Below are 13,092 nucleotides of genomic sequence, written 5' to 3' on the forward strand. Positions count from 1 at the left end.
CTTCGGACAGCATGACGCCTATGTCCATCGCAACGCGAAGGCTCAGTTCACCACCATGCAGCTTTCGCCCGCCACCTTCAGCTTGCCGCAGATCAGGCTGGCCTGCCCGCCAGCACTCGCACGCAGGCGATAGACGGTGCTGCCGCCAACTTCCGCCGGTTCGACGGTCATGGCGAGCGGGGCGAGATAGGCAAAGCGCTTGGACAATCTGGTCCAGGCATCCTTTGCGCCGGACGCGCTGCCATAGGCGCCCAGCTGGATCAGCGCGCCGCCACTCGCCGCCTTGGGCGCCACGGTCGCGCGATCGCTGGTTTCGTCGGCGACGCGCGCGGTCACGCTCTGTGCGGGCTTGGCCGGGACGGCCGGCTTGGCGCCGGTGGGCGCGGGCGCGGTCTTGGCGATCGGTGCTTCGGGGACGCGGCTGGCGTCAATCCGTCCATCGCGCGGCACGCCCTCGCTTGCCGCAAAGCTCGCATCGCCCTCACCGTCGAATTTCTTCGCGTCAGCCTCATTGGCGGCGATCTTGTAATTGTCCGCGGGCGCCTCGATCAGTTGGCCCTCACCCGCAGCGCCGGGACCATTGCGGTTCTGCAACCACCATATCCCGGCCACCACGACACCGATCAGCGCGAGACCGAGCAGGATCAGGCTCAGCAGCCGTAGTGGCGAGATGCTGTTGTCATCCTCGTCATCGACCGCAGGCTCCAGCCAGGGCAGCCGGTCCTCATCGTCAAAATCCAGCCGGCCTCGTGCATAATCGCCCATCGTCCGAAACTCCGCCCGCCTTTAGTTCAGCTCAGTCAATGCCGCCACGCCCATCAGCGCAAGGCCATTGCGCATAATCTGCCCTATTCCACGGCTCAGGAAAAGCCGCGACGACGTAACGGCTGGATCGTCGGCCAGAATGACGCGCGCGCGCGGATCATCATTGCCCATATTCCACCAGCCGTGAAAGGCCGAAGCCAGATCATTGAGATAGAAGGCAATTCTATGCGGTTCGCGGGTCAGTGCCGCGCCTTCGACCACACGGGGGAACTGCGCCGCGAGCTTGACGAGGCCCAGCTCTGCCGTCCCAAGAAGGGACAGGTCCGGGGCTGGCAGCTCGATCCCCGCCTCTTCCGCCCGCCGTCCCAGCGATGAAATGCGGGCATGGGCATATTGGACGTAAAAGACCGGATTGTCCTTCGATGCCTCGACCACCTTGGCAAAGTCGAAGTCCATCTGCGCATCGGCCTTGCGCGTCAGCATGGTGAAGCGAACGACATCCTTGCCCACTTCCCGCACGACATCGGCCAGCGTCACGAAATTGCCCGCGCGCTTGGACATTTTCACCGGCTCGCCATCGCGCAGCAGCCGCACCATCTGGATAAGCTTCACGTCGAAACGCGCCTTGCCTTCCGTCAGCGCCGCGACCGCCGCCTGGATGCGCTTTACCGTCCCGGCATGGTCCGCGCCCCATATGTCGATCAGCTGATCGGCGCTCTGGGCCTTCTGATAATGATAGGCCATGTCGGCGCCGAAATAGGTCCAGCTGCCGTTGGACTTCTTGATCGGCCGGTCCTGATCGTCGCCAAATTTGGTCGACCGGAACAGCGGCAGCACGACCGGCTCCCAGTCATCGGGCAATTCGCCCTTGGGCGCTTCCAGCACCCCGTCATAGACCAGATCATGCGCGCGCAGCCAGGCTTCGGCCTCGTCAGGCTTGCCCGCCGCCTGCAATTCGGCCTCGGACGCGAAAATGTCGTGATGGATGCCCAGCAGCGCCAGATCGGCGCGGATCATGTCCATCATCTTTGCGACGGCAAAGCTGCGGAACTTGACCAGCCAGTCGGCTTCCGGCGCCTTCAAGAAGCGGTCGCCATATTCAGCAGCCAGCGCCTGCCCAACCGGCACCAGATAATCGCCGGGGTAAAGACCCTCAGGGATTTCGCCCACATCCTCGCCCAGCGCCTGCGCGTAGCGCAGATGCACCGATCGGGCGAGGACATCCACCTGACCGCCAGCGTCATTGATATAATATTCGCGGATCACCTTGTGCCCGGCATATTCCAGCAGGGTGGCGAGCGCGTCACCCACCACGGCGCCCCGGCAATGCCCCATATGCATGGGGCCGGTCGGGTTGGCGGAAACATATTCGACATTGACCGTGACACCTTGCCCGATGTCGGACCGGCCATAATCGTCGCCCTCTTCCGCCATCACGGAAAGCTCCGAGCGCCATGTCGCGTCGGTCAGCGTCAGGTTGATGAAGCCCGGCCCGGCGATCGACGCGCTCTCGACCTCGGCCAGCCCCTCCAGCTTGCCGACAATCGCCTCGGCCAGCGCGCGCGGGTTCGTCCCCGCCGGCTTGGCCAGCACCATCGCGGCATTGGTCGCCAGATCGCCATGGCTGGCGTCACGCGGCGGCTCGACCGTCACCGGCTTGCGATTGAGGCCGGCAGGCAGGACGCCGTCGGCTTCCAATATGTCCAGCACAGTGTCGAGATGGGCGGTGAAACGGGTATAGAGGGACACGAGACGAAACTTTCTACAAGTCCCGTTCGCCCTGAGCCTGTCGAAGGGCTGCTCTTGTCTTCAAGAAGTGCAAGGCTTCGACTTGTCTCAGCCCGAACGGATGATGGGCTGGCCGTTAACGCGTGGCGTTATATTGGAGCTGGTCCTGGGTCAGGTTGAACCCCACGAGCAGCTCGAAACTGGTTCGTTGCAGCGCCGCCTTGACCTCTGGCTGGGCGAAGGGATCGATCGCGGCATCCGCGTCGCCCGCCTTGCGCTTCTGCGTGATCTTGGCCTGGATGTCGGCGGGCAGCGTTGCCGATGCCTTGTCGACATAGGAGCCCGCCTTCGCCTGCGCGCTGGCGCGATACTCGCCCGCGGCAAAGTTCAGCGTCACCTGGCCGACCCGCTTGGCGATCACACTGTTGCCGCCGCGCACCACGGCGGAGAAATAGGGCAGCGTCACTTGCCGCGCCACGCTGGCGTCGCTGCGCCGGGCGTTCACGGTGAAGCTCGCTTCGGTATAGAATTGCGCCCCATCGGCGCAGGTCGAGCGCAGATTGGTAATGTCGGCCACCACGTCGATCGCGGAAGCATCGCGGCTCTGGGCCGGATTGAACAGGGTGATGTCGCCGGTATAGGCCGGGACGGCCGCCGTCGGGCAGGCAGAGCGCACAGCGACGATACCGCCGGATGCGTCGATTTCACCCCGGCGCGAACAGCCCGCCAGGGCCAGAGCCAGCATGCCGGTCACAACAACACGGTTCAGGGCAGTATGAGGCAGGCAGATGTTCCTTGGCACAGGCAGAAATTCCTTGGCATGGCCCGTCGGCCAGAAGCTTTGCGCTTCCTTATCCATCCCCCGCCCCTCGCGCAACCGCAAGGAAGCGGCTTTCCTCCCGGCCCACATTCGCCTAAGCGCAAAGCCATGACCGACAGCGCCGCCGCCCGCCCGCCCATGACCCTTCTGATCGCCGCACCGCGCGGTTTCTGCGCCGGGGTCGACCGCGCCATCATCATCGTCGAACGGGCGATCGAAACCTATGGCGCGCCGGTCTATGTCCGCCATGAAATCGTCCATAACAAATATGTGGTGGACAGTCTGAAGGCGAAGGGCGCGATCTTCGTAGAGGAACTGGACCAGGTGCCCGACGGCGTGCCGGTGGTCTTTTCCGCCCATGGCGTGCCCAAGGCCGTCCCTGCCAAGGCGGAGGAACGCGGCCTTTCCTATCTCGACGCCACCTGCCCGCTGGTCAGCAAGGTTCATCGCCAGGCCGAACGGCAAGTCAAGGATGGCCGCCACATCCTGTTCATCGGGCATAAGGGGCATCCCGAAGTCATCGGCACGTTCGGCCAGGTGCCGGACGGCACCATGACCCTGATCGAAACGGTCGAGGACGCGCAGGTCTTTACCCCCACTGATCCTGCCAATCTCGCCTTCCTGACCCAGACCACCCTGTCGGTCGATGATACAGCCGCGATCGTCGCCACCCTGCAAGAGCGCTTTCCAGCGATCGTCGCGCCCAAGGGCGAGGATATTTGCTACGCCACATCCAACCGCCAGACAGCGGTGAAGGCGATCGCCGCGCGTTGCGAAGCGCTCTATGTCATCGGCGCGCCCAACAGTTCCAATTCCCTGCGACTGGTCGAAGTCGCCGAACGCGAAGGCACGCCAGCCCGCCTGATCCAGCGCGCCGACGACATCGATTTTGGCTGGCTGGACGGCGTCACGACGCTGGGCCTGACCGCCGGGGCATCCGCACCCGAAATATTGGTGCGCGAAGTGGTCGACGCAATCGCCAGCCGCTTCACCGTGACCGAGGAACAGGTTGAAACCGCGCGCGAGACCATCGCTTTCAAGCTGCCACGCGGGCTGGAGACCGTCTGAACCATGGCCGTCTATACCCATGTTCCCGCCGAAGAGATTGACGCCTTCCTCAGCCGCTACGACGCAGGCCGCCTCGTATCCGCCAAGGGGATCGCCGAAGGGGTGGAAAACAGCAATTATCTGCTGGAGACCACCGGCCATGATGGCTCTGGCCACCGCTATATCCTCACGCTCTATGAAAAGCGGGTGGATGAGGCCGACCTGCCCTTCTTCATGGACCTGCTCGATCATCTGGGCGCACGCGGCTGCCTTGTGCCGCGCTTCATCGCCGATCGCGACGGTCAGCGGCTCCAGACCTTGTCGGGCCGCCCCGCCTGCCTGATCGAATTTCTGACCGGCATTTCGCTGACCGAGCCGACCCCGGAACAGGCGCGCGCGACCGGCGCGGCACTGGGCGAGTTGCACCGCGCGGCGGAGGGCTTCCCGCTCGAACGGCGCAACACGCTGGACCTTGCCGGATGGCATGATCTGGCGGCCCGATGCGGTGAGGATTTCGATCAGATCGCCCCCAGCCTTGCCGCCCGCGTCCGCGACGAACTCGCCTTTCTCGACGCGCACTGGCCCGCCGACCTGCCCCGCAGCGTCATCCATGCGGACCTGTTCCCCGACAATGTGCTGATGCTGGGCGACAGGGTGACGGGCCTGATCGATTTCTATTTCAGCTGCACCGACATTCGCGCCTATGACCTGGCCATCACCCACAGCGCCTGGGTGTTCAGCCATGACGGCGGCAACTTCTTTGCTGATCGCGCGGCGGCGCTTGGCGCTGGCTATGACTCGGCCCATGGCCTGACCGACGCAGAGCGCGCGGCCTTCCCCATATTGTGCCGGGGCGCATCGCTGCGCTTCCTGCTGACCCGCGCCTATGACTGGATCAACACGCCGCCCGACGCGCTGGTGACCCGCAAGGATCCGCTCGCCTATCTGCGCCGCCTCGATTTCTACGCCAGCGCCAATCCAGCGGAATTATTGGGCGCATGAGAGCAGCAGACAAAAACGACGCATTCCCGCACAGCCGGGAACCCGGTTCCATGCCTGCCTATCCTCGCGGCGGTACCGGGCTCCCGCCTGTGCAGGAGCGCGCGGCATGAGCACTGACCTGCCCATCGTCGACATCTTCACCGACGGCGCGTGCAAGGGCAATCCGGGTCCGGGCGGCTGGGGCGCGGTGCTGCGCTTTGGCGACACGGAAAAGGAAATGTCGGGCGGCGAAGCACTCACCACCAACAATCGCATGGAGATGATGGCCGCGGTAGAGGCGCTCAACGCGCTCAAGAAGCCGTGCCGCGTCATTCTTCATACCGACAGCAAATATGTGATGGACGGCATCACCAAATGGGTGTTCGGCTGGCAGAAGAAGGGCTGGCGCACCGCCGACAACAAGCCGGTCAAGAATGTCGACATCTGGCAGGCTCTGGTCAAGGCCGCCGCCCCGCATCAAATGACCTGGAAATGGGTCAAGGGTCATGCCGGCCACCCCGAAAATGAACGCGCCGACCGTCTGGCCAGCGCTGCGGCCGACAGTTTTCGCCGTTAGAGACACGCCCGAAGCAACAGCGTATCTTGCCAGACGCATCGCCAGACCCCAAAGCGGGCCTTCGGGGGAAGAAATGACAGAAAAGCCAGTAAACCGTAAGGGAATTTCAAAGACACGCGCGCGCTTCATTCGCGAAAGCGCGGACGTGCGGCGACAGGCGCTGATCGAAGCGACCGCGCGGTGCCTTGCCGAAAAAGGCGTCGCTGGCACGTCCGTTCGCGCCATCTGCGCGCGCGCGGGTGTTTCGTCTGGCCTGCTCACCCATTATTTCGACGGCGTCGACGCCCTCATCCTCGCCACCTATGAGGATGTCGGCGTGCGTGTGTCCGCCGCGCTGGAACAGGCGGTCGAGGAAGCGGGCGACGATCCGCGCGACCAGCTCCGCGCCTGCCTTCAGGCCAATTTCCGCGCGCCCATCCTTGATCCCGATCTGCTCGCGACCTGGACCGCTTTCTGGAGCCTGGTCAGGACCGATCCCGGCATCGCCGCCATCCATGCCGATGTCTACCGGCGCACCCGCGCCCAGCTCGAAGCGCTGCTGCGCGCGATCGTGCCGGAAATGCCACAGGACCGCGCCCGCCTGGCGGCGATCAGCCTGACTGCTCTGGTCGATGGCCTGTGGCTCGAAATCTGCCTCGATCCCACGACCTTCTCCGCCGAGGAAGCCCAGGCCATGGTCGAGCGCGCGATGATGCTCGCGCTGGGGCAATGGCGGGGCGACGCGGGGCGCGGTGACTGGATCGATCAATCAGATAAGCCGTGATCGTTTTTCTCACTCTCCAAGTCCGATAAAACCAATTTCCCTCGACTCAGCCGCTACCCTACATGGGGTCGGCAACAGCAACCCCTCAGAAGGAACTGACAAGCCCATGGCTCTCATCAACACCACCATCAAGCCGTTCGCCGCGACCGCCTACAAGGAAGGCAAGTTCGTCGACGTCACCGACGCGGACGTGAAGGGCAAGTGGGCGATCTTCTTCTTCTACCCCGCCGACTTCACCTTCGTCTGCCCGACCGAACTGGAAGACCTGGCCGGCATCTACCCGACCCTCCAGTCGCTCAACGTCGAAGTCTATTCGGTATCGACCGACACGCATTTCAGCCACAAAGCATGGCACGACACCTCGCCCGCCATCGGCAAGATCAACTATTACATGCTGGGCGACCAGTCGGGCACGATCACCAATAATTTCGACGTGATGCGCCCCGGCGTTGGCCTGGCTGACCGCGCGACCTTCCTGGTCGATCCCGAAGGCGTGATCCAGTTCATGGAAATCACTTCCGAAGGCGTCGGCCGCAATGCGACCGAACTGCTGCGCAAGGTGAAGGCCGCGCAATATGTCGCCGCGCACCCCGGTGAAGTCTGCCCGGCCAAGTGGGAAGAAGGCGAAGAAACCCTTGCCCCCTCGCTCGACCTGGTCGGCAAGATCTAAATTATCGTTCCCCTAGCGGGTCGCAAAGTGGCTCGGAGTGGAACCTCTCCTCCGCTCCGGGCCATTATTGTATCTAACGTAAGGATTATTCCATGCTCGACGCCACCCTGACGCAGCAGCTCAAGGCCTATCTGGTCAACATCCGTGAGCCTATCGAACTCGTCGCCTCTCTGGGTGACGACGCCAAATCACGCGAACTCAATGACCTGCTTAATGAAATCGCCGCCCTGTCCGACAAGGTCAGCGTGACCACCGGCACTGACAAGCGCGTCCCCAGCTTCATGATCCGCCGCGTGGGCACTGACATCGGTGTACGCTTCGCGGGGATTCCGATGGGCCATGAGTTCACGTCGCTCGTCCTCGCCCTCCTCCAGGTCGGCGGCCACCCGTCAAAGGCCGCGCAGGATCTGATCGAACAGGTAAAGGGGCTGGACGGCGACTTTGCCTTTGAAACCTATTTCTCCCTGTCCTGCCAGAATTGTCCGGACGTGGTGCAGGCTTTGAACCTGATGAGCGTCCTCAACCCCCGCATCAGCCACGTCGCCATCGACGGCGCGCTGTTCAAGGCGGAGGTGGACGAGCGCAAGGTGATGGCCGTCCCCACCATCTTCCTGAACGGCGAACCCTTTGGGTCGGGCCGCATGGAACTGGAACAGATCGTTGCCAAAATCGACAGCGGCGCGGCCACCCGCGCGGCGGAAAAGATCAAGCGCCAAGACCCGTTCGAGGTGCTGATCGTCGGCGGCGGGCCTGCCGGGGCCGCGGCGGCCATCTATGCCGCGCGCAAGGGCATCCGCACCGGCGTTGCCGCCGAACGCTTCGGCGGCCAGGTGCTCGATACGATGGACATCGAAAATTTCATCTCCGTGTCGCGCACCGAAGGGCCAAAGCTCGCTTCCGCGCTCGAAGCCCATGTGAAGGATTATGACGTCGAGATCATGAACCTGCAAAAGGCGACGAAGCTGATCCCCGCCCGTACCGAAGGCGGCTATCATGAGGTTGTGCTGGAAAACGGCGCGTCGCTCAAGGGCCGCACGCTCATCCTCTCCACCGGTGCGCGCTGGCGGCAGATGGGCGTGCCGGGCGAGGACGAGTATCGCAACAAGGGCGTGGCCTATTGCCCCCATTGCGACGGCCCCCTGTTCAAGGGCAAGCGCGTCGCGGTGATCGGCGGCGGCAATAGCGGTGTCGAAGCCGCGATCGACCTGGCGGGCATCGTCGCCCATGTGACGCTGATCGAATTTGACAGCCAGCTGCGCGCCGACGCGGTGCTGCAACGCAAGCTCGCCAGCCTGCCCAACGTCAAGATCATCACATCGGCGCTGACCAGCAAGGTCGACGGCAATGGCGACCGCGTCACCGGCCTGTCCTACAAGGACCGCAACAGCGGCGAGGAACATGACATCGAACTGGAAGGCATCTTCGTCCAGATCGGCTTGGTCCCCAACACCGAATGGCTGAAAGACACGGTCGCCCTTTCCCCCCGCGGCGAAATAGAAATCGACGCCCGCGGCGAAACCAGCGTGCCGGGCATCTTCGCGGCAGGCGACTGCACGACCGTGCCCTACAAGCAGATCGTCATCGCCATGGGCGCAGGCTCCACGGCGGGCCTGTCAGCCTTCGACTATCTGATCCGCCTGCCCGCCAGCGAAGAAGCCGCACAGGCGGCGTGACGGGACAAGTCCGACAGCGAGTTGGACATATGTGAAGCGGCCGATCCGGGGACGGGTCGGCCGCTTTTTTGGGGTGGGTTGGGGAATAGGCGGCAGTGCGCCAATTCAGGTCATTAGTTTCCCATCATCGAACGGCTGTTCCTGACAAGAACGGCCTTTCTCGCTTGACCAATCGGACGATCGGCAACGCTCCCCTTGTTGCCGATTGGCACCGGGGTGGGAACGAACGCTATGGGGCGCCGTCTCCAATACAAAACACACCTCCGCGTAGATCAAGAATAACCGCCGCTTGGCTAAAGAATTCGAGCGGACCATAAAATCCGCAACCGCGCTTCTATATGCCGTCCCTGCCATCATCCTCATCCGACGCACCGCTCGTTACCCATGAGATTCAGGGCAGGCTTTTAGATGTAAGCCAGAGAGATTTCTTTTCTTTTGTCAATCAAAAGAAAATTAGAGATTTGGTCGGGATAACTAGCATAGCAGCTCTGCCGGTTCGCATCATGTTCAAGGCCAGCACTGTATTGGCAATAGTCACGTTCCGCCGGATCACCCCAAACGCCAAAATGCCCGGTCAAGCAGCGGTTTATTTGTTCATAATATTGTTCCCCCGCCTCATTAAGGCACTCTTCCAAATTATTATATGCATATGCCGTATTATACGCCGATAGAATAAAAGAGACAAAAGCAACAGAAGCAATTTTCATCATCTTCATTGTAAAATCTCCGTAATAAATATAAATACAGCAGGTTTTATTATTATTTGTTTTATCGTTTTAAAAGTCAATGGCGAAAATTTTCTTGTTTTGCGTTTAATGATCATGAACAATTTTTTTACTCTATTATGGACAGATTTCTTCTAGATGCCGGCGCAATCTACGTTGAACACGAGCAATCAGCGTCGGATCTTGTTTTGTTCGTGCAGGTTGGAAGCGTCACAGCGTTGGATGCGAATGATCCCAATCGGATGCGAAGCTGATTATGCCTCATCATCGCGCCGCGTAACCTCTGGTTTTCAAATCCTTCCCAAACTCTTCGAGCGGATCAGGCGGTGGCCGGCCTTCGTCTTTGAGGGCAGACTGGATCAGTCAATCAGGCGTCTGTTCCACCGCTCGCTGGAATCACGGCGCTGCTGAGTGGCGCAAGGAAAGGGTCGCTATTCTGAATGCTCGCGGCCTCCATGGCGGTCAAGTTAGCGTAGAAGATAGCGCTGGCGATGGAAACTTAGCCGATGCCGCAGTTTCGGCGGTAATGCTCTACCGGGCTAGTGGGCCGTTGATCGATGCCTTGATTGCGGAACTTGGGATGTCTGGCGGGAGACTGAACGGAATGTTGGGAGGCGCGCCAGCACTATCAGCACCTGCTGCGGGCGGCAAAACTATCGTAACATCCAAAGACGCGTAATACCGCCAGGAAATTTTTGGAAGAGCCTTGGCGAACGATCTCCACAGCACTTCTATCTTCATACTGTGGTCGGGGCCGACCGGCAGCTATTTGCTTGGCTGCTTGATGTGCTGCCTGCCAGCGGACAGGCCGCTATCCTCATCCAACAGCCGAAACCCGAAATTCCGCTACCGGCCAATCCCCGCCCGCCCCCTCAACGCCGACCCCAGACCCCGAAAATATCCGGGTCGATCTCCAGCAGCGGCACCCGCGTCGCCGCGCCCGTCCGCATGGCGCTGCCGCCCATGCCGCCCTCCATCCCGAACGTCACCACGCTGCTCCCCTTGTCGCCCAGCACCAGCGGGTCGAGCAGGATCGCGGCGTTCAGACGGTTGGCGGTCACCTGCGTCAGTGTGCCGATCTGCGTCAGGGCGAAGAGTTGCCGGGCGAAGGCATAGGGCAGGCGGATGCAGCCATGGCTGGCGGGGTAGCCGGGATTATGCCCGGCGTGGAGCGCTATGCCGTCCCAGGTCAGCCGCTGCATGAAAGGCATGGGCGCATTGCTGTAGAGGTTGGAGCGGTGCCACTGGCGCTTTTGCAGGATGGGGAAGCTGCCGGTGGGGGTGCGGTGGCCCTTCGTCCCCGTGGACACGCTGGCCGCGCCGATCAGCCGGTCGCCGCGATAGACATGGACGCGCTGCCGTTCCAGGCTGATGATCAGGTAGAGCGGCCCGCTGGCGGCGGCATCATCGGCCCAACGATACGCCCCCGGCGCCAGCGGCAGGTCGGCCAGTTCCGCCCGCGCGGACGGCATGCCCAGGATCAGACAGCATGACAGGACGAACAACCGGGCGAAAAGCATAAGCCTTTCTTAACCATATGCCAGCGTCGCGCCAGAGGGGGACGCTGCGCTTTGCCGCATTGGTCCCGACTTGGGACAGGGGAGAGAACAGCGTTCCCCGGTCGTTTCGAGCTCTTCGATTGCCCGCCTGCGGCAGATGCTCTGGATAAACTATGTCGAGAAACGGTGCGCCCTGTTTCTCGACTACGCTCGAAACGAACGGAGCTTGTGTGGGACAGTGCCCTTAAATCAGCAGCATCTGCGCCACGGGGGCAAAGCTGCGCCGGTGCAGCGGCGTTGGCCCATGGGTGCGCAGCGCGGCGAGATGCTGCGCGCTGCCATAGCCCTTGTTGCTTTCCCAGCCATAATGGGGGTGGATGGCGGCCGCCTCCCGCATCATCCGGTCCCGCGCTTCCTTGGCCAAGATGGAGGCCGCGGCGATCGACAGGCACCGCGCGTCCCCGCCCACGACCGGGGTGGCGGGCCAGCGCCAGTCGGGCACGCGGTTGCCATCGACCAGGACATGCTGGCAATCGCGCCCCAGCGCCTCGACCGCGCGGGTCATGGCCAGCATCGTGGCCCATAATATGTTGATCCGGTCGATCTCCTCGACACTGGCGACGCCCAGCCCCCAGCACAGCGCCCGCGCCTTGATCTCCGCCTCCAGCGCGGCGCGGCGCTTGGCCGACAATGCCTTGCTGTCGTCCAGCCCCTCCGGGCAATCCTCCGCCCGCAAAATCACCGCCGCCGCGACCACCGGCCCGGCGAGCGGCCCCCTGCCCGCTTCATCCACTCCGGCGACCAGCCCCGGATGGTGGCGCAGTTCATGGGCGAAATCAGGCACGGAAGGGCGCTTCGAACCCGCGCGGCGCGCCCATCGGCCCATGCCCGCCACCCAGCCCCGGCGCGATCGTCAACGCCGCGCGCACATAGGCCCGCGCCCGCGCGATCGCGCCCGGCAGCGCCATCCCCTGCCCCAGCCCGGTCGCGATCGCGCTGGCCAGGGTGCAGCCGGTGCCATGGGTGTGCGGCGTGTCGATGCGCGGATCGGTCCAGTCGGTGACCAGCCCATCGGGACCAAGCAGCCGGTCGACCAGCACCGGGCCGACGCCATGCCCGCCCTTGGCCAAAACATGCGTGCCAAAGCGGGCGGCAACCCGCTCCCCGCCCAGCGCCAGAAGTTCGGGGATATTGGGCGTCACCAGCGTGGCGATCGCCATCAGTTTCTCGAACGCCGCGATCGTTTCCGCATCGGCCAGCACCGACCCGCTGGTCGCCACCATCACCGGATCAAAGACGATCGGCACATCGCGCAAACCTGTCAGCAGATCGGCCACCGCCATCGCCGTTTCCGCTGACCCGATCATGCCGATCTTCACCGCATCGACGCCAATGTCGCTGATGCAACTGCGCATCTGCGCCAGCACCATGTCGGCGGGCACCGGATGCACGCCCTGCACGCCCAGCGTATTTTGCGCCGTGATCGCGGTGATCGCGGTCATAGCGAAACCGCCCAGCATCGTCACGGCCTTCAAATCCGCCTGTATGCCCGCGCCGCCGCCACTGTCGGACCCGGCGATGATCAAAATGCGCGCGATGCTCATCCCTTGAAGTAACGCACGGTGGACGCGGGATTGCCCGCCAGCGCCTTGCCGGTGCGGGTCGGCCTGTCCATCAGTTCGCCGCCGCAATTGGGGCAGCGATCGTCCAGCGCCTCGGCACAGGGCGCGCAGAAGCTGCATTCGAACGAGCAGATGAACGCGCCGGGCGCATCGGCGGGCAGGTCCGTGCCGCAGCGTTCGCAATCGGGGCGCATTTCAAGCATGGAGCCACCTCCCATCCTC

General features: G+C 63.0%; 15 protein-coding genes and 1 pseudogene. 8 read left to right on the plus strand and 8 right to left on the minus strand.

Annotated elements, in window-relative coordinates; all coding sequences use genetic code 11:
• Positions 1 to 42: 42 nt before the first annotated feature.
• The 3 genes from FE851_RS10090 to FE851_RS10100 form a co-directional block, all read right to left on the minus strand.
• The gene (locus FE851_RS10090) at positions 43 to 765 is read right to left on the minus strand and encodes an SPOR domain-containing protein (protein ID WP_145202092.1); all 723 of its coding nucleotides are present in this window, start codon (positions 763 to 765) and stop codon (positions 43 to 45) included.
• Between the two features lie 21 nt (positions 766 to 786).
• Complete coding sequence (argS, locus tag FE851_RS10095) at positions 787 to 2,514, minus strand: arginine--tRNA ligase (protein ID WP_145202095.1); 1,728 nt, start codon at positions 2,512 to 2,514, stop codon at positions 787 to 789.
• 115 nt (positions 2,515 to 2,629) lie between these two features.
• Positions 2,630 to 3,238, minus strand: a complete 609-nt coding sequence (locus FE851_RS10100; protein ID WP_026149387.1) for a hypothetical protein — start codon at positions 3,236 to 3,238, stop codon at positions 2,630 to 2,632.
• Positions 3,239 to 3,421: 183 nt separating this feature from the next.
• Here FE851_RS10100 and ispH point away from each other — a divergent pair, with 183 nt between their 5' ends.
• The 7 genes and pseudogenes from ispH to FE851_RS10135 all read left to right on the plus strand — a co-directional run.
• Positions 3,422 to 4,381, plus strand: a complete 960-nt coding sequence (ispH, locus tag FE851_RS10105) for a 4-hydroxy-3-methylbut-2-enyl diphosphate reductase (RefSeq protein WP_145202098.1) — start codon at positions 3,422 to 3,424, stop codon at positions 4,379 to 4,381.
• 3 nt (positions 4,382 to 4,384) lie between these two features.
• Positions 4,385 to 5,362, plus strand: a complete 978-nt coding sequence (gene thrB, locus FE851_RS10110) for a homoserine kinase (protein WP_145202101.1) — start codon at positions 4,385 to 4,387, stop codon at positions 5,360 to 5,362.
• A gap of 106 nt (positions 5,363 to 5,468) precedes the next feature.
• Positions 5,469 to 5,918: a ribonuclease HI gene (gene rnhA, locus FE851_RS10115; protein WP_145202104.1), complete on the plus strand. Its 450-nt coding sequence runs from the start codon at positions 5,469 to 5,471 to the stop codon at positions 5,916 to 5,918.
• A gap of 73 nt (positions 5,919 to 5,991) precedes the next feature.
• A complete protein-coding gene (gene betI, locus FE851_RS10120; RefSeq protein WP_017184096.1) occupies positions 5,992 to 6,681 on the plus strand; it encodes a transcriptional regulator BetI in 690 nt (229 codons plus the stop codon).
• A 106-nt stretch (positions 6,682 to 6,787) separates the two neighbouring features.
• Positions 6,788 to 7,351 (plus strand): alkyl hydroperoxide reductase subunit C, encoded by a 564-nt coding sequence (ahpC, locus tag FE851_RS10125; protein WP_017184095.1) that lies wholly within the window; start codon positions 6,788 to 6,790, stop codon positions 7,349 to 7,351.
• 92 nt (positions 7,352 to 7,443) lie between these two features.
• Complete coding sequence (gene ahpF, locus FE851_RS10130) at positions 7,444 to 9,024, plus strand: alkyl hydroperoxide reductase subunit F (RefSeq protein ID WP_145202107.1); 1,581 nt, start codon at positions 7,444 to 7,446, stop codon at positions 9,022 to 9,024.
• A 271-nt stretch (positions 9,025 to 9,295) separates the two neighbouring features.
• Positions 9,296 to 9,412: pseudogene (locus tag FE851_RS10135) on the plus strand (IS5/IS1182 family transposase); the annotation flags it as partial.
• A gap of 16 nt (positions 9,413 to 9,428) precedes the next feature.
• Here FE851_RS10135 and FE851_RS10140 read toward each other — a convergent pair.
• Positions 9,429 to 9,740, minus strand: coding sequence for a hypothetical protein (locus tag FE851_RS10140; RefSeq protein ID WP_145202110.1), 312 nt, complete (start codon positions 9,738 to 9,740; stop codon positions 9,429 to 9,431).
• Positions 9,741 to 10,092: 352 nt separating this feature from the next.
• On the opposite strand from FE851_RS10140, the gene FE851_RS27270 reads away from it, so the two are divergent.
• Positions 10,093 to 10,428 (plus strand): flotillin domain-containing protein, encoded by a 336-nt coding sequence (locus tag FE851_RS27270; protein ID WP_409994482.1) that lies wholly within the window; start codon positions 10,093 to 10,095, stop codon positions 10,426 to 10,428.
• A 193-nt stretch (positions 10,429 to 10,621) separates the two neighbouring features.
• Here the strand turns inward: FE851_RS27270 and FE851_RS10145 are convergent, their stop codons facing one another.
• The 4 genes from FE851_RS10145 to FE851_RS10160 all read right to left on the minus strand — a co-directional run bounded on the left by FE851_RS10145 (position 10,622) and on the right by FE851_RS10160 (position 13,073).
• On the minus strand, positions 10,622 to 11,269 hold the full coding sequence (locus FE851_RS10145; RefSeq protein WP_145202115.1) for a L,D-transpeptidase family protein: 648 nt from the start codon (positions 11,267 to 11,269) through the stop codon (positions 10,622 to 10,624).
• A gap of 223 nt (positions 11,270 to 11,492) precedes the next feature.
• Entirely contained in the window at positions 11,493 to 12,092 is a 600-nt protein-coding gene (locus FE851_RS10150; protein ID WP_186378797.1) for a ribonuclease HII, read from the minus strand.
• Complete coding sequence (gene thiD / locus FE851_RS10155; protein ID WP_017182173.1) at positions 12,085 to 12,852, minus strand: bifunctional hydroxymethylpyrimidine kinase/phosphomethylpyrimidine kinase; 768 nt, start codon at positions 12,850 to 12,852, stop codon at positions 12,085 to 12,087. The genes FE851_RS10150 and thiD overlap by 8 nt, the downstream gene beginning before the upstream one ends.
• On the minus strand, positions 12,849 to 13,073 hold the full coding sequence (locus tag FE851_RS10160) for a DUF1272 domain-containing protein (protein ID WP_017182174.1): 225 nt from the start codon (positions 13,071 to 13,073) through the stop codon (positions 12,849 to 12,851). The genes thiD and FE851_RS10160 overlap by 4 nt, the downstream gene beginning before the upstream one ends.
• Between the last annotated feature and the right edge of the window lie 19 nt (positions 13,074 to 13,092).

Origin of the sequence: Sphingobium sp. B2 (assembly GCF_007693735.1) — a bacterium.
GTDB classification, from domain to species: Bacteria; Pseudomonadota; Alphaproteobacteria; order Sphingomonadales; family Sphingomonadaceae; genus Sphingobium; species Sphingobium xenophagum.